The sequence below is a fragment of the Paraburkholderia fungorum genome, from assembly GCF_003610895.1.
Taxonomy (GTDB): Bacteria; Pseudomonadota; Gammaproteobacteria; order Burkholderiales; family Burkholderiaceae; genus Paraburkholderia; species Paraburkholderia fungorum_B.
Genome location: NZ_MCAS01000011.1, coordinates 80,509 through 96,671, shown reverse-complemented (window position 1 = coordinate 96,671; position 16,163 = coordinate 80,509). Strand labels below are relative to the sequence as shown.

Sequence of the window (16,163 nt, the reverse complement as noted above, 5' to 3'; positions counted from 1 at the left end):
GTGGTTTCGAAAGCCGACGAGGAATGAAGGTAGCCAGTATCTGCTCGTGGCTCGGGCGGTTGCCCTGCTACCTGGTGGTGGGTAACGGCGTCAGGCAATCAGCAGCGCGACGAGACACGCAACGGCCAAAGCCAGACAAAAACCGCCCGAAATCAAGTCGTATGGGTAAGTCATGAAATCCCCCGATTCGTTAGCCGTCAAGCATAAGACGATCGCGGGTGACGTAGTGTTAAGGATGGTCAGGCAGTCAATGTGAAAAAGCCCAGGGGGCACCTTCACTTTCCCCGCTGGGGGCCGGAACGAAATCAGCCCCCAGATTCTTCGCCCGGCAGGCGCATAGGGTTCAGAGACTCCACGCAGCGGCGAGCGCCTCACCCTGGCCGAAGTCGCAGCCTTCCCAGCGGAAAAACTGAAGATCGTCGTCGCTGGCGATGCCATCGGCAATCACGCTCATCCCGAGCGTGTGCGCAAGCGCCACAATCGAGCGTGCGACCGCGGCCCGCTCTGGTTCGTGCGTCACGTCGCGCACGAAAGTCGGGTGAATCCTGATCCGGTCGGGTCGCAGGCCATGCAGGCCCGACAACGAGATCAACTCAGGACCGAAATCGACCAGCGTGATCGACACGCCTTCTGCCTGCAACGCGCGCGCCGCCGTGCGCATCCTGCGCAGAACCGCGCCGCTCAACTGCAAATCCAGCGCGGCGCCATCGAGGCCGGTGTCGTCAAGACATTGCTTGACCAGCGCCGTCAATTCGACATCGTCAAGGCGCGTCGACAGCAACGGCACCGAGACGCGCGGTGCGGGTGTCCTGTTGTTGCGCCAGTCTCGCGCGAGCTCGCATGCGCGACGTAACAATAGCGTGTCGAGCGACAGATGCAGTCCAACGTCGTCTGTCAGCGCGACGATTTCCGCCGGCCTCAGCACACCTTCGCGCGTTGTCCATGCCGGCTGTATCTCGACCCCAAGCACGGCGCTGGAGGCGAGCTCCACTTGCGGCAAAGCCTGCACGCCGACCAGCCCGGTCTGGGCTGCCGTCACGAGATCTGCGACGATCCGGGCACGCCGTTCCTGTTCCTGCGGTTCCACCAGACTGCGCGCCGCCGAAGTTGCCGGCGATGCGTGACCCGGCTGGAGCGCCTTGATGTACTGATACGCGCGCAAGCCCGCGACCACGATCGACGTCAGCTTTTGCGCCGTCAATTCGGTCTTCAGGAAGTAGCCGTTGATGTCGTACTGCACAATGACGTCGCGCTCGGGCGCCATGCCCGGCTGCCCTGTGCGCAGCACGATCTGTACGTCCCGGTTGCGGATGATTTCGCGGGTATGGCGCACGAGTTCGAGCCCGGCATGATCCGCCTCCATGACCACGTCCAGCAGGATCAGCGCGGTGTCCGGATGGGTCGCAAGGTAGGTCTTCGCCTCCGCCGCCGAGAATGCGCTGGCCAGTCCGATAGGCCGGTTTGCAAAGGTGGCGTCGGCCAGCACCATTCGCGTGACCTCGTGAATCTCCGGATCGTCGTCGACGAGCAAAACTGTCCAGCCCGGTTCCGCCGGCATGCTCCGGTCTTGAGCGGCATCCGTTGCCGCCACCTGGCGCAGCCACGAGGGCGTATTCATCGCGTTCTCCCCGGCATGATCTGAATTACGTTCGACGTGCCGCTATGGGTCGCGGCAACGCGCGGCAGGCACATGACGAACACCGCGCCCGACGGCGTCCCGTTGCGGACCGACAGACTGCCGTTCAGTGTACGGGTCACGAGCGCATAGGCGAGATGCAAGCCGAGACCACTGCCCCCTGAGCCGCGCCGCGTGGTAAAGAACGGTTCAAAGACCTTTTCATGCAATTCGTCGGGGATGCCGCAGCCGTCGTCCCGATGTTCGATCAGCACGTCGTGGTCGCCCGCCCTGCGCGCCGAGATGACGATCTGGCCGGCCTCCCCAGGCGCGAACGCATGCACCAGCGAATTGACGACGAGATTGGTCAGCACCTGTGCAAGCGGTCCTGGAAACGTGTCCATGCGGATGCCCGGTGGACAGTCGACGCGCAGCGACACCTGCGCCTCCTTGAGCTTCGGTTCGAGACTGAGCACAGTTTCGCGCAGATAGTCGCTCAGATCGAACTGACGCCGTATTTCGCTCGTCTGGTCGACCGCCACCTGCTTGAAGCTTTGCACCAGCCGGGCAGCGCGGTCGGCGTTCGAGAGCAGCAGCCGGGCCGACTGCGCGGCATCGCGCATATAGTGAGCCAGTTCGTCCGCGGTGAGCTCCTGACGCGCCAGCTTGCCGCTGGTCGCCTCGGTGCGGTCGCGCAGATAGGACGCCGCGCTCACCACGATCCCGACCGGTGTATTGATTTCGTGGGCGACACCCGCCACCAGACCGCCGAGCGACGCCATCTTTTCCGACTCCACAAGATCCTTGCGGGTTTCCTCGAGGTTATGCAGAGACTGGATCAGGTCGCCCTGCGCGAGTTCACGGCTTTCCTGCGACAGCACGATCCAGCAGACGCCGAATGCGAGCAGCGGCAAGGTCGCGGCGTACGTGTGCAGGAGCACGCTGGCGAGTTGCGCCCGTGTCGCGGCATCGGACATCTCGATGAGTCGGTACGACAGCAGAAACACCGCGCCGGTCGCCGTCGACGCAATCACGAACAGGCCGAAGAAACGCCCGATACGGCGGCCGAAATCCGGCGCCAAGGTCGCGGGCCCCGGCAACGCGTTAGCGGGCACAGTCGCGCTGGCCGCTTCCGGCTCCTTGCAGCTATCGCGGCAATGGTTGTCGAGCCCGCAACACAGCGAGCAGATCGGCCCCTGGTTGAAAGGGCAATGGGCCATGTCCGCGGCTTCGTAGTCGCGCTCGCAGATGCAGCAACGGACCAGTTCGTCACGGCGCGCCTCGCCGTAGCGCAGATCGGCACGCGCGATGTAATACCGGCCACCGGTTGCATAGGCGATCGCAATCGCGCTGACAAACGCCAGCAATAGCGCGATGAACGCGGCATACGCGCGTGCGTAGTCGCCGAACAAACCCGCAAAGGCACAGGTCGACACCACCGAGGCGATCAGCATCGCGCCGCAGCCAACCGGGTTGATCTGGTACAGATGCGCGCGCTTGAACTCGATCTTGCGCGGGCTGATACCCAGCGGCTTGAGCACCACGAGGTCGGCGACGAGCGCGCCGAGCCACGCTATGACGAGATTCGAGTAGACCCCGAGGACCGTTTCGAGCGTTTTGAAAATACCCAGCAGCGTGAGCAACAGGGCAATCAGCACGTTGAAAACCAGCCACACCACCCGGCCCGGGTGATAGTGCGTCAGGCGTGCAAAGACGTTCGACCACGCGAGCGAACCCGCGTAGGCATTCGTGACGTTGATCTTGACCTGCGATATCACAACGAAGACGGTCGCAACGGCGAGTGCGATCGCATGGTTGTCGAACACATGCTCATAGGCCGTCACGTACATGCGCACCGGGACCACCGCGTCGCCGACAGAAACGCCGTCCTGCAGCGCGAGTACCGCAAGCAAACTGCCGGCCAGCAATTTGAGTCCGCCGACCACGATCCAGCCCGGACCGGCAAGCAGCATGGCGCTCCACCACGCCCACCGGTTGTGAGGCGTTCGCTCGGGCAGAAAGCGCAAATAATCGACCTGTTCGCCGATCTGCCCCATCAGCGAAAACAGCACGCCGGCGGCGGTGCCGAAAAGCAGCAGGTTGATGCCATGCCCCGCTCCCGGCGCGCCGCCGGTGCCGAGGCCCGGAAACGCAGCCCAGCGGCTCAGCACACCGGGTTCCCGATACAGGATGAAGACAAACGGCAATAGCAACAGCACCACCCAAAGCGGTTGCGTCCACATCTGCAGCTTGTTGATCAACGTGACACCAAAAAACACCAGCGGAATGATCAATAGCGACGACAGCAAATAGCCCACCACGATGTTGATGCCGGTGGCCAGTTCGAGCGCCTGCGCCAGGATCGCGGATTCAAGCGCAAAGAAAATGAACGTGAACGACGCGTAAATCAGCGACGTAATGGTGGAACCCACGTAGCCGAAGCCCGCGCCGCGCGTGAGCAGGTCGATGTCGACATTGGCTTCGCTCGAGTAATACGCAATCGGCAGGCTGACCAGAAAAATCAGCGCGCACACCAGCAGAATGGCGGGAAACGCGTTGTGAAAACCAAAGCTCAGTGTGATGCTGGCGCCGATCGCCTCGAGCGCGAGGAACGAGATGCCGCCCAGCGCCGTGTTGGCGAGCGCGAATGGCGACCATCTCCGGTAGGACCGCGCTGCGTAGCGCAACGCGTAATCCTCCAGCGTTTCGTTGGCCACCCAGGATTGATAGTCGCGTTTGATTCGCATGGCCCTACGATAAAAGATCGGCTCAAAGCAGGTGAAAGGGCATCGGCAAGTCTCCGGGCCGATCCGATTATTCGCTGAAACAGGCCCCGCAGCAACACGCCGCCAGCATGTCCGGCACAGCCCGCTCACAGCCTGCCGGGTTTTTGCGGGTTGACTTCTGAAGGTCGACTCGAAACACTGGCGGCAGCGTATTCCGGTGCCGGTATGACGTCATGTTTTGCGAACCTTTGCGAACCATACCGCGCCAGTCGGACCTCTAACCTGTATCAGGACAGACATGACGACGCGGCTATCCGCCAGCGCCTTTGCCCCCTTCGCAAGCGACGACCTTGTCTACCGTGTCCACGCAGCCGGCGACTCGGAAGACGCCTGGCACGCGGTATTCGCGCAGATCCGGGAGCGTTTTCAGGTTCGCTGGGCCGCGCTCGCCCAACACGATTTCGTCAGCCGGCAAGGCGCCGCGTTGTATGCAGCGCCGCGCGATCCTGGCTTGTGCGCGGCCTTGTCGGATTACGCCTCGCGTAATCCGTGGTTCCTGTCGAGCGACGCTTACCGTCCCGGCCGCGTGATGGCCGGCGAGGAACTGCTGAGCAACAGGGACCTCGTCAAAACCGATTTCTATCACGGCCTCCTGTTGCCGCACGGCCTCTATCACCGCCTGTGCGGCGTTGTTGCACGACGCGGAGAGCTCGTCTACTACGTCGACCTGCATCGCGGCCCGGACGACCCCCGTTTCGGGCCACGCGAGAAAACAGCATTCGGCTCGCTGCTGTCGCATCTTGCGCTCGCTGTCGAGAATCGCTGGCGGCGCTGGGAAGCCGACGGCCTGAACACCGCGCTCAAGCGCATCGTCGATACCCATGCTCACGCGGCCATGCTGGTCGACGCCAAGGCAAGAATGGTCTTCGGCAATCGTGGCGCGCAACGCATCTGCGAGCGCGGTGCGGGCTTGCGCGTCGACGGAGGCCGCATTGCCGCCGCGACGGCCGCCGACGATCGCATCTTCCAGCAAGCCATTGCCAGCGCCACGCATCCCAATGCGGACGAGCACACTGACGCGACGAAAGTGCTGTCGTTGTCCGCGCCAGGCGGTGTTCAACCGATGGTCGTGTCGATACGTCCGGCGGGCGCGGCATTTTGCGCCGAGCTCGGCGAAGTTCGCGGCCTCGCCATTGTCAGCGCACTCAATACACGCCCCGAGGACGATCATGTCGATTGTTCGTTCGCACGCCAGTTCGGCCTGAGCCCGGCGCAAGCCCGGGTGAACGCGCTGATCGTCACAGGGCATTCGATCGCCAGCGTGGCGCACGAATTGCACGTATCCGAAAACACCGCGCGTAGTCATCTCAAGCAGATCTTCCTGAAAACCGACACTCACGGCCAAATGGAACTCGTGCACCTGCACGGGCGAATCTGCCTCGCCATCTGAGCTTCACTCCCGCCACGCCCCCTCGCTTAACCACGCTACCACGATAGCCGACGCCGCGCCTCACCCAACTGGGTGAATCTGCCTCCCCTTTCAAAGGGACAAGAGAATCATTGCGGCGGGGGATTCGAGCGAGCTGCCACCTGCCTATGATGGCTTCTGTCCCGGCGCCGTCTGGCGATTTCGAAACTTGCCAGCGGACGTCCCACGCCACCGGGACACGCAGTGTAGCCAGGCATAACTTATGACCTGCCGGCACCGCGGTGCGTGGAAGACATGGAGGTCACCATGCTGGGTCTGAGTCTGCTTTATGTCGGCGCCGTACTGTTTTTGAACGGCCTGTGGCTGCTCGGACGAATCGGCGATCGCGAGATCTGGGTGATCAACGTGTTCTCAGGCGGCATCACCCTGCTCGTTTCGCTGCACCTCGCATTCGGCACCGGTGCCGACCTCGCGTCGATCAAGGCCGCGGCGCTCACGCTGCTCTTCACGTTCACCTATTTCTGGGTGGCCATCAATCGCTATAACGGCGCCGACGGCCGAGGTCTCGGCTGGTTCAGTCTCTTCGTCGCCATCACCGCCGTTCCCGTCGCCATCGACGCCCTGCTGCACGCCTCATCGATGTGGGGCATCTGGTTTGCGCTGTGCTGGTTCGGCTGGGCTTTCCTGTGGCTGCTGTTCTTCATCCTGCTGGCCATGCAGCGCCCCATTGTGAAACTGACCGGCGCGGTCACCGTGATTACGGGGATCCTCACCGGCTGGCTGCCAGGTTACCTGTTGCTGAGCGGCACGCTGAAATAGCCGCTGCCAACGCGTTCCCGACGAATCCCCAACGTGCTTCGCAAGAAGCCTTCTTCCACGGCGGCAGGCACGCCGGATCGATCCAATGCAAGGAGACACTAGCCATGGCTGAGACGCTCATCAAAGTCGACCTGAAGCAGTCGGCGTACGAAAACGAACAGGTTCACAATCGCTGGCACCCGGACATTCCGATGGCATGCTGGGTCAAACCCGGCGAAGACTTCATCCTGGAGACTTATGACTGGACCGGCGGCTTCATCAAGAACAACGATTCCGCCGACGACGTACGCGATATCGATCTCTCCATCGTCCACTTCCTGTCGGGGCCGGTGGGCGTGCATGGCGCCGAGGCAGGCGACCTGCTGGTCGTGGACCTGCTCGACATCGGCACGAAGGCGGAGAGCCAGTGGGGTTTCAACGGCTTCTTCTCGAAGCAGAATGGCGGCGGCTTCCTGACCGAGCACTTTCCGCACGCGCAAAAATCCATCTGGGATTTTCACGGCCTGTTCACGAAGTCTCGCCATATTCCGAACGTCGAATTCGCCGGTCTGATTCATCCGGGCCTGATTGGTTGTCTGCCCGATCCGAAGCTGCTGAAAGCATGGAACGATCGTGAGATCGACTTCATCAAGACAGAGCCGGATCGCGTGCCGCCGCTTGCGAATCCGCCCTTCGCATCCACCGCTCACATGGGTAAGCTGACAGGCGATTCGCGCAAGAAAGCAGCCGCGGAAGGCGCACGCACCGTGCCGCCGCGCGAGCACGGCGGCAACTGCGATATCAAGGATCTCTCGCGCGGCTCGAAGATCTACTTCCCGGTTTATGTCGACGGCGCGGGACTGTCTGTCGGCGATCTCCACTTCAGCCAGGGCGACGGCGAAATCACGTTCTGCGGTGCGATCGAGATGGCGGGATGGGTCCACATGAGGGTCAACCTGATCAAGGGAGGCATGGCCAAGTACGGCGTCAGGAACCCGATCTTCAAGCCGAGCCCAATCACACCGCGCTATGACGACTACCTGATCTTCGAAGGCATTTCCGTCGACGAAGCGGGCAAGCAGCATTACCTCGACGTACATGTCGCCTACCGCCAGGCGTGTCTGAATGCCATCGAGTATCTGACCAAATTCGGTTATTCACGCGCACAGGCCTATTCGATCCTCGGCACCGCGCCGGTTCAGGGGCATATCAGCGGGGTCGTCGATATTCCGAACGCCTGTGCGACCCTGTGGCTGCCCACCCAGATATTCGACTTCGACATTCGCCCCAACGCCGACGGTCCGATTCGCCATGTCAAGGGCGGTGTAGACCTGCCCTTGTCGCTCGACCGGACCTGAAGCGGCGTTCCATCGATCCATGCTGTGCGAAGGCACGAAGCCTCGGGCTTTGCGCCTTCGCCAGCGTCAAACTCACGGAGAACAGTGACGATGCCGATCTATCAATACGAATGCCACTCCTGCGGCCGCTTCGATGCGATGCGCAGTATCGCCGATCGCAACCTGCCCCACCTCTGCCCGCAATGCGGTATCCAAACGACGCGGGTCGTCACGAGCGGTGCAATGCTGGCACTGATGCCGCAAGCACAGCGCGCGGCACACTCGACCAACGAACGCAACGCGCATGCCCCGGTGAGCTCGAAGGATTATGGGCATCGGCATGGACCGGGTTGCGGCTGCGGTGCGGCGAAGCCGGCGAAAACCGCCAATGCCGGCAGCACGCGAACGTTCCCCGGCACGCGGCCGTGGATGATCAGTCATTGAGTTGGGACGACGGGCCGCAGTGGCGCAGATGCAAAAGCGGCGCGACAGGGCCGTTGAAGGTCGGCGTATCGTCCGTGCCTGGAAAATAGGCCTGCGTTTGATTGTAATTTGACAGGACTTCCTTGATGCCTTTGGTATCCAATAGTCGCGGCATGATGCCCTCTTCTTTAGTGAAAAGCCTGGAGTTGAATGAGCGAGCGGCATGTATTCCCGTGGAGATTCCGATACAGTCGCCGCCCTGAGTCTTCATCCGGATACGGACTCATCTGGGCGTAACACCTGGAGTCGTATGAAGAACTGATCTGGGAGCGTCGTGAAGGTCTTTGTTTTGGGGTTTCCCATAGCCTTGGCGTACGCGAACTCAATGCCGAACTCGGTGCGGATAACGCGGATGTCGATCCCCCAACTCAGAATTCTCAGGGTGTCGGCGCAATGCCATTACCCATGGTTTTCCTTTCGAATTGAATATTCGCACTACCGATTACCTAAGAAATTGCGGGTCAGTGAACGTATCGTCGTATCGCAGTCACCCATGCTGCCAGCGTTCGTGCGTGTCGAGGTGCATCCTGCCGCCGGTGCCTCTGCATCGTTGCGCACGTCTCTTCCACCTGGAAATCGGTCGTTGCATCGAAATCCGTCGAGCAACCATTCCGGGCTAAAAAGGATCAAAAAGGGGTGAAGTACTCAAGTCGCACCTTTACCTTAAGAGAGCAACGTTCCCCAACCGTTTCCCACCGCCGGCAAAGCATCGGAGCCGGGTCCTCGTCGAGAATCCGGCGTTCTGCCACGCGCAACGTTGCTTTGCACTTCAGGACATATGCGCCTCCGCGCTGCCAATTTATGATCCGTACACAGGTCCGGTCACAGACATCTGGTGTCCGCGGGTATCTCGCCTTTGCAGGCTTCCTCGCCCTGCCACGTCGCAGGATTGGGGAATGTAAGAAGGTGATTGGTCAAGCAGGGAACGCTGGTGTCGAAGTTCTCGCCCGGAGCCACATCCGTGCCCGAAGCGCCGTGAGAGCGGCGACATGTCTCTTACACGACGAAGGTGTTGACAATGGAAAATTCACCCGCTAACGACGTATCGAACCATTTTGTCGTGACGCATCCACTCGATCATGACGATAGGAAGCTCACTGACATGATGCGAGCCGGCGCCAGTTCCACCAAGGGCATGACGTTAGGGATCGAGGCACGCGGGGCTTTCGACGCCATGATGGAAAGCGTTTTGCCGCACGAAAATGTGAGGTTCGAACATGACACCGTGGGCGGCGTCCCAGGAATCTGGGCGATTCCTGAGCACAGTCGGCCGGGCGAAGCCATCCTCCACCTACATGGAGGATGGTTTAACTTCGGCTCCGCCAACGCATTCCGTCACCTTGTTGCACATATCGCGGCGAGGGGTGGAGCGAAGGCCTTTGTGCCGGACTATCGGCTGGCGCCAGAGCACCCGTTCCCGGCAGCCGTTGATGATGTGCTAGCCTGTTATCGCGGACTCGATGGGAGAAACATTTTCCGGATTGCCATAACCGGGGACTCGGCCGGCGGCAACCTCGCCTTGGTGCTCGCATCGCGCATCGCCGAAAGCGACGTCTCTGCGAAGGCGACTCTCGCTGGGGTGGTTGCGTTGTCACCCGTTACCGATCTGACGCTCTCCGGTGCGTCGTACGAGACGCGTGCGGATGCCGATCCGCTTTTCACGCGCGCGCAAGTGTCTGAGCTTGTGAATGCCTATTTGCGTGGCGCCGATCCCAAACACCCCCACGCTTCGCCGCTCCATGCCCGGTTGACCGGCTTACCTCCTGTCCGCGTTCACGTGGGAGACGATGAAGTGCTACTTGACGACTCGCTTGAATATGTCAAACGTGCCATCGCCGCAGGTGTAGACGCGCGAGTTGATGTCTGGATGGGGATGCCGCACGGATTCGCTGGCAGGATCGGGGCGTTGAAGGCATCGGGACAGGCTCTTGAGGCCATCGGTGTGTTCCTGAGGGAGAGGCTGCGATCGGGGATCAGATCGCAATGAATCTGCAGCTTTTCCGTTGCGTTATGGTGAAGCTGAAACCCTTGCCGTGTCAGCGCGGAATTGATTTTCACAAGAGCCGAAGCGTATCGCCGCACGCGACGCCGCTGCCAGAAAGGAGGCGTAAATACGCCCAGCGGCAACATCCTCACGCGACGACCATTCAATCTGAATGAGACGTCAACATGTGTGCCGTCAACATCATGTCCATTGCTTCCGAAAATATCGGCTAACTCGTGGCGTCTCGCGGGATAGAACAAGCGGAACAGACCAATGCCCATCGCGCGGAACCGACTGCGGGCAAAACCAAGACTGGACGCCGGCGGCTCGTAGCCACGTGTCAGGATCAACGTAATCTCCGCAGGCAGCTCAGTCTGGACAGACTGAAGCCTACCCAGAACTCGTGCGTCCACGTAGACGTGTCGTGCGGGCCAGCGCGGCCGGATCTGCAAGCCGGCTTGAACACCGCGAGCGAGCGTAAGCAAGTTCAAATTCTCCACCTATAGATCGACGGGTTATATGATCAAGGAGTACGAACAACTTCGAATCGCGCCAGCAGGAAATCAATGATACTGCGCAACTTTGCCGTGGGCCGGCGATCCTGCGCGTAGATCAAATGCATAGGCGTATGCATATACGACCAGGCCGGCAGTACGTGGACCAAACGACCGGCAGCAACATCGTCGGCCAAAGACGCTTCGGGCTGAAGGACGATGCCGGCACCGTGCAACGCGGCAACGCGCAAAGCACTCCCCTGGTTCGAGCTGAATCGGCCTTTTACCGGCACCTCACAAGATTCTCCACCAGGTCCACTCAGATACCAGCGGTCGTGATGTCTCCAGTAGGACAAGCCCAGGCAGACATGCGAGCCCAACTGTTCGGGATGCTCTGGCTGCCCATGCTGGGCCAGATAGGCCGGCGCAGCAGCCAGTATCCTGCGATAGGGCTGCAGCGGACGCGCGACCAGCCCGTCGTTGTCTATTGCGCCGATATGAATCCCGAGTTCGTAACCTTCGTTGATCAGGTCGGGGACGCGATTGTCGAGTGTCAGTTCGACACTGACCTCAGGGTGACGATCCAGGTAGGCGGTCAATACCGGCACAAGGCTCTGGCTACCAAAGCTGACCGGCGCCACCAATCTGACCTGACCGCGTGGGCTGGCCTGCAACTCCGACGCACTGGCCTCGGCAAGTTCCACTTCCGCTAACACACTCTTGCAGCGCTCGTAGTAAAGCCGGCCTACTTCAGTAAGCTGTTGCCGGCGCGTAGTGCGATGAAGCAAACGTGCACCAAGTCGTTGCTCGATTGTTCTGACATGCTTGGCAACCATGGTCGGGGAAACGTCGCTGATCACGGCAGCCGCTCTGAAGCTGCCGCTTTCCACCACTCGCACAAACATTGCCATGCCCGCCAGTTTGTCCATGATTGAGAACCACGAGGTTTTGAATGACTCAAATCATCGCATGTTTATCCGGCGTCCGAAGTGCGTGACACTGAAGGTATTGACGCTCCATTCGGGGTGTCGCCTACAGAGGAACTGTCATGCCTGTTTTACATCTGGAAATGCATCCTGGCCGGACGCTGGAACAAAAGCGCGCCTTCGTTCGCGAAGTGACGCGGGTCACGGTTGAAACCCTGGCTTGTCCGCCCGAGAGCGTGGAAGTCGTGATCACCGAAGTGCCGCGCGACGCCTGGGCTAAAGCGGGTAAGCTGCTTGCGGACGGATGAACCCGATTAGCCTGTAGGCGCCAGGTTGCGCGCGGTCGCGAGCATCGTGGCGCAAAGTTTTTCCTTGCCATTCCGGTACGAATAAACGTGAGGTTCCGCGATTGTCAGCAGCCTGGCCGCATGAAGCACGCGTCAACGCGCCACGAGCGTGTCGCCGTCGGGCGGACCGACAATCTTGAGCGTGCAGTCGATGGTCGCGTTGCCCCAGCCCGCGGGCAACAAGGTGCCGGCCGCCGACACCGCGGCGAAGTCCGCCGCCGCGAAAATAGGCGTGATCAGAATAAGTGATTGCATAGGAAAGGATCCTGCGACTCTCGCACCACCAGAAGCGACCGTTTGCGCCAACTGCCAGAATTCGCACTCCCCGCGCGCTTTACTTTTTAAAGCACGATGTCTACGCTGTCAACCAGAACACCGATGAATAGACTCGCAATTGCGCAGGCGTTAGCGGTCCAGACCGGGAACGCGCAGTACTTCGAAGGAACGCTTATCCCGACGTCGATCGTCATCGTGCTGATGCTCTGCATTGCCACCTTGTGCAATGGGATCGGCCCGTCTATGTGGTTCGGCGAGATAGCGATGGGAGGCGGAGTGCGTCACTTGTTGACGCTCGTCATCGGACTGTCGGGCTCACTCATGATCAGCCGGATACGGATCCCGAAAATTTGATGATGGTTCGATGTTCCGCTGGGCCAATGAGAGGATTGCATTTCCTACTGAGTTCGCCAACCGATCATCCATCCCGGCTGGATTGTTCGCGATCGGCGGCGTCGAGTGCATCGGGGTCCCGTTTTGCCCATTGCCGGGCCCATCCCAGCAGAGGCTGGAGCGCGGCTTCCAGCCGCCGGCCTTCGGCGGTCATGCAATAGCCGCCTTCGCCATGCTCGACCAGACCGGATGCCTTCAGCTCCGTCAGCCGGATATTCAGCAAACGCGCATTGGTGTCGCAGGCATCCTGCAGGGCTCGAAACGTCATTGCCGGACCGCGCAACTCCCACAAAATGCGCAGCGTAGTGCGGCGCCCGAGCAAATCCAGCACAACCATGATGGGTCGGCCCGACTTCGATCCGCGAACGGCTTGTCCAATTTTTGGAATCTTCATGCTTTACTTTTTAAAGCAGCCTATCTAAGCTGTCAATCGGCAGTACCGACCAGCATGGAGAGAAGTATGGCGGATTTTTTCCGGGAGACGAACCTCCGTAAGGCGAACCGTTAATGCGAATCGAGAATGTGTTGGAGTCTCCCGTTCCCGTATCGCGTTACGCCGATCCCACGATCGCCTCAGGCGGTCTCGATACCAGCGTGGTAGCCGTCGTGACGGATGTCATGCGCAACGGGCGTCCGATTGTCGGACTCGGGTATGGGTCTGTCGGGCGTTATGCGCAGAGCGGACTGATCCGCGAGCGATTCGCGCCGCGCCTGCTGAGCGCGCAGGACGGTGCGTTAGCGGATGCGTCCGGCACGAACCTGGACCCGTTCGGCGCGTGGCGCGTGATGATGGCCGGCGAGAAGCCGGGCGGCCACGGTGAACGCTGCGTTGCGGTCGGCACGCTCGACATGGCCATCTGGGACGCCGCCGCGAAGATTGCCGGCGAGCCTTTGTATCAGCATATCGCTCGACGTCAGGGGCGCGTCCCCCTGCAGTGCGCGAGCGTGCCGGTGTATGCAGGCGGTGGCTATCGATATCCCGAAGACGACCTCACGAGACTGGCGGACGAAATGCGTGCATGCGTCGATCTCGGTTTTACTCGCGTCAAGATCAAGATAGGCGGGTCGACTCTGGAGATCGATCGCCGCCGTATCGAAGTTGCAACCGCGCAATTGCCGTCGGGCGCCCGTCTGGCCGTCGACGCAATGAACACATATACAGCCACCACCGCTGCATCGGCTGCCCGGATGCTGTCCGGGTTCGATCTCTGGTGGTTCGAAGACATTTGCGATCCTCTGGACTTCTCGACACAGGCCGATGTCGCCGCCATTTACGCGAATCCGATTGCCGCGGGAGAAGCGCTCTTCTCGCTTCCGGAGGCGCGCTTGCTGAACCGGTACGGCGGTTTGCGCAAGGACCGCGATGTGCTCGTGTTCGATCCGGTGCATTGCTACGGGCTGACCGGCTTCGTGCAGATCGTCGACTACTTCGAAGGCGAAGGCTGGCCCGCGCGCGCGTTCTGGCCGCATGGCGGGCATCTGTTCAGCTTGCACGTAGTGGCAGCACTTGGCCTGGGCGGCGCTGAACTCAATCCGTTCGCGTTCTATCCGTTCTCGACGGGTACTGACGTCATGCGTATCGACGGCGGTTTCGCGGAGGTACCCGATGCGCCAGGAATCGGCTTCGAACAGCATGCCGACTTCATGCGCACGTTTCATCGCGTGTTCCCTGAGCTGCGGAACTGGGTGGGCGATTGATCCGCGTCAGGCGCAACCCGGCAATACCGCTCCAATGAACAGTGCCCTTTTGACACGTATGCCGCTGTGAGCAATCCATGATGTTAACCCTGCTCGATGTGATCGGCTCGCTTGCGATCCTCGCGAGCCTAGTCACTCAATTTTCATCGCATCGGACAACGTGGGAAAGGAGTGCGGCGCGTTGGAAACGGCTTCTTGCGAAAGTTTTCTGCCGCCGCTAGTGCGCCGGCAGCGGACGGCCGCCATGAACGACGAACGTCGGTATCCCTCGGGAAGTTTGACGGGGCGGGCGCTGACGCCGAAGACCATGGGGCCCGCTGGAAACAAAAAACCCTCGAAGCATTGCTGTATCAAGGGTTTAGGCAATATCCGGGAAGTCGACGGAATACAACTTGGTGCCCGGGATCGGACTCGAACCGACAAGCCGTGAGGCGGCGGATCTTAAGTCCTTTACAGCTGTGAGTAAACACAGGCTCTTGGCATGCCTTACATGATGCTATAAGGGTTTGCTGAGCAATCGGATACTGTATATGTGAACGGTAATTCATAGCTTTGAGGCAGAAAAACCCACACCCTTTTTAGCCTGATAGAACATCTGCACCCTATGCGCGGTTTCGCTGGCCTAGAATTTGTCACACGTAGCGCGATCGTAGCGCGGCATCTAATTTTGTCTTTTTTTATGGGCACAAGTCTGGTTTCTGGCTTAGTTGTACCATTGCTGATTAGACGAAATATTGAGAGAAAAAATGAGTGATTTCCTCGGGGTTCCAGATGTTGTCTGGTCAGGCGCAATCGGCTCGTCCATCGCTTTCATCGGTGTCTGGATGTCCAACAAAAGCAATACAGACAGGCTGACGCAACAACTTCGCCACGATGCGCAGGAGAAGTCAACACAACGGCGTGCTGATGTCCGCAAAGCTGTTTATTTGGAGTTGTTGGAGCAATTTTCCACGGTCAACGCGTACATAGGTGGCATGAGCAACGAAGACATAAAGGATGGTCAGAACGTATCTGATGCGTTAAAGCCGTTTCATGCGGCAGCCGCTAAAGCTCAGTTGGTCGCTAATATCGAGACATCGGATGCGATCGCGGACTTGATGGGGATACACACCAAGTACTTTGTGAAAGCCGTAGCGAAGCTGTTGCCCATTCAGCACATAAAATCTCAGATAAAGTCGCAAACGCAGGTATTTGAGAACGCCCAAGCAGAAATGAAACGCATACTTTCCGAGATGGCCGCATTCAATGAAGCAGCAAGAACCGAAAAACACATCTTCGAAGCGCTAAATCGATCCTTCACGATACAGAAAGGAGTCTCCGACGTCGCGATCGCGGAAAGATCCAAGCTTTACGACTCGGTCAATGCGTTGCATAGAGGTTATCTAGAATTCGCGACATCGAATATTGGGACCATCATGCGCGCGAGTGCACCGGTGATGGCGGCTATGCGAAGGGAATTGGAGATTGACGGATACGATGTTAACTACGAACAGCGCCTGATCAAGCGCTTCGAAAAAATCGAAGCAGACGTGGCGCGCACGGCTACTGAATTCGTGGCCGATGTCACGGGGTCGAAGCAAACTGCAAGCACTGATCGTCAGTAAGGTTTTTGAAACGCGTCAAGGGATACCGACACTGAACTTGCCATATGCGTCCA

At 60.0% G+C, this 16,163-nt stretch carries 15 protein-coding genes; 9 read left to right on the top strand and 6 right to left on the bottom strand.

Annotated elements, in window-relative coordinates:
- Nucleotides 1-343 precede the first annotated feature (343 nt).
- Nucleotides 344-1,618, bottom strand: coding sequence for an EAL domain-containing response regulator (locus BCY88_RS39845; protein WP_183081349.1), 1,275 nt, complete (start codon nt 1,616-1,618; stop codon nt 344-346).
- The gene (locus BCY88_RS12450; protein ID WP_120344540.1) at nt 1,615-4,362 is read right to left on the bottom strand and encodes an ATP-binding protein; all 2,748 of its coding nucleotides are present in this window, start codon (nt 4,360-4,362) and stop codon (nt 1,615-1,617) included. The genes BCY88_RS39845 and BCY88_RS12450 overlap by 4 nt, the downstream gene beginning before the upstream one ends.
- A 277-nt stretch (nt 4,363-4,639) precedes the next feature.
- On the opposite strand from BCY88_RS12450, the gene BCY88_RS12445 reads away from it, so the two are divergent.
- From BCY88_RS12445 to BCY88_RS12430, 4 genes are all read left to right on the top strand, one after another.
- Complete coding sequence (locus tag BCY88_RS12445; RefSeq protein ID WP_120344539.1) at nt 4,640-5,791, top strand: LuxR C-terminal-related transcriptional regulator; 1,152 nt, start codon at nt 4,640-4,642, stop codon at nt 5,789-5,791.
- 285 nt (nt 5,792-6,076) lie between these two features.
- Entirely contained in the window at nt 6,077-6,589 is a 513-nt protein-coding gene (locus tag BCY88_RS12440) for an AmiS/UreI family transporter (protein WP_120344598.1), read from the top strand.
- 104 nt (nt 6,590-6,693) lie between these two features.
- The gene (fmdA, locus tag BCY88_RS12435; RefSeq protein ID WP_120344538.1) at nt 6,694-7,926 is read left to right on the top strand and encodes a formamidase; all 1,233 of its coding nucleotides are present in this window, start codon (nt 6,694-6,696) and stop codon (nt 7,924-7,926) included.
- Between the two features lie 90 nt (nt 7,927-8,016).
- Nucleotides 8,017-8,349 (top strand): FmdB family zinc ribbon protein, encoded by a 333-nt coding sequence (locus BCY88_RS12430; RefSeq protein ID WP_120344537.1) that lies wholly within the window; start codon nt 8,017-8,019, stop codon nt 8,347-8,349.
- Here BCY88_RS12430 and BCY88_RS39535 read toward each other — a convergent pair.
- Nucleotides 8,339-8,599, bottom strand: coding sequence for a hypothetical protein (locus tag BCY88_RS39535; RefSeq protein WP_147408513.1), 261 nt, complete (start codon nt 8,597-8,599; stop codon nt 8,339-8,341). The genes BCY88_RS12430 and BCY88_RS39535 overlap by 11 nt on opposite strands.
- Nucleotides 8,600-9,406: 807 nt before the next feature.
- Between BCY88_RS39535 and BCY88_RS12425 the strand changes: the two genes are divergently transcribed.
- Nucleotides 9,407-10,375 carry an alpha/beta hydrolase gene (locus tag BCY88_RS12425; protein ID WP_120344536.1) on the top strand — a complete coding sequence of 323 codons (969 nt, stop codon included), beginning with the start codon at nt 9,407-9,409 and terminating at the stop codon, nt 10,373-10,375.
- A gap of 520 nt (nt 10,376-10,895) precedes the next feature.
- Here BCY88_RS12425 and BCY88_RS12415 read toward each other — a convergent pair.
- Nucleotides 10,896-11,795, bottom strand: coding sequence for a LysR family transcriptional regulator (locus BCY88_RS12415; RefSeq protein ID WP_120344535.1), 900 nt, complete (start codon nt 11,793-11,795; stop codon nt 10,896-10,898).
- Nucleotides 11,796-11,914: 119 nt separating this feature from the next.
- On the opposite strand from BCY88_RS12415, the gene BCY88_RS12410 reads away from it, so the two are divergent.
- On the top strand, nt 11,915-12,100 hold the full coding sequence (locus BCY88_RS12410) for a 4-oxalocrotonate tautomerase (protein WP_120344534.1): 186 nt from the start codon (nt 11,915-11,917) through the stop codon (nt 12,098-12,100).
- 132 nt (nt 12,101-12,232) lie between these two features.
- On the opposite strand, the gene BCY88_RS39840 is transcribed toward BCY88_RS12410, so the two are convergent.
- Complete coding sequence (locus BCY88_RS39840) at nt 12,233-12,394, bottom strand: hypothetical protein (RefSeq protein WP_183081348.1); 162 nt, start codon at nt 12,392-12,394, stop codon at nt 12,233-12,235.
- A 123-nt stretch (nt 12,395-12,517) separates the two neighbouring features.
- Here BCY88_RS39840 and BCY88_RS12405 point away from each other — a divergent pair, with 123 nt between their 5' ends.
- Nucleotides 12,518-12,769 carry a hypothetical protein gene (locus BCY88_RS12405; protein WP_183081347.1) on the top strand — a complete coding sequence of 84 codons (252 nt, stop codon included), beginning with the start codon at nt 12,518-12,520 and terminating at the stop codon, nt 12,767-12,769.
- Between the two features lie 64 nt (nt 12,770-12,833).
- Here BCY88_RS12405 and BCY88_RS12400 read toward each other — a convergent pair whose 3' ends face one another.
- Entirely contained in the window at nt 12,834-13,202 is a 369-nt protein-coding gene (locus tag BCY88_RS12400; RefSeq protein WP_120344533.1) for a winged helix-turn-helix transcriptional regulator, read from the bottom strand.
- A gap of 113 nt (nt 13,203-13,315) precedes the next feature.
- Here BCY88_RS12400 and BCY88_RS12395 point away from each other — a divergent pair, with 113 nt between their 5' ends.
- Nucleotides 13,316-14,506: an enolase C-terminal domain-like protein gene (locus tag BCY88_RS12395; RefSeq protein ID WP_120344532.1), complete on the top strand. Its 1,191-nt coding sequence runs from the start codon at nt 13,316-13,318 to the stop codon at nt 14,504-14,506.
- A gap of 746 nt (nt 14,507-15,252) precedes the next feature.
- Nucleotides 15,253-16,110, top strand: coding sequence for a hypothetical protein (locus BCY88_RS12390; RefSeq protein ID WP_120344531.1), 858 nt, complete (start codon nt 15,253-15,255; stop codon nt 16,108-16,110).
- Nucleotides 16,111-16,163: the final 53 nt, after the last annotated feature.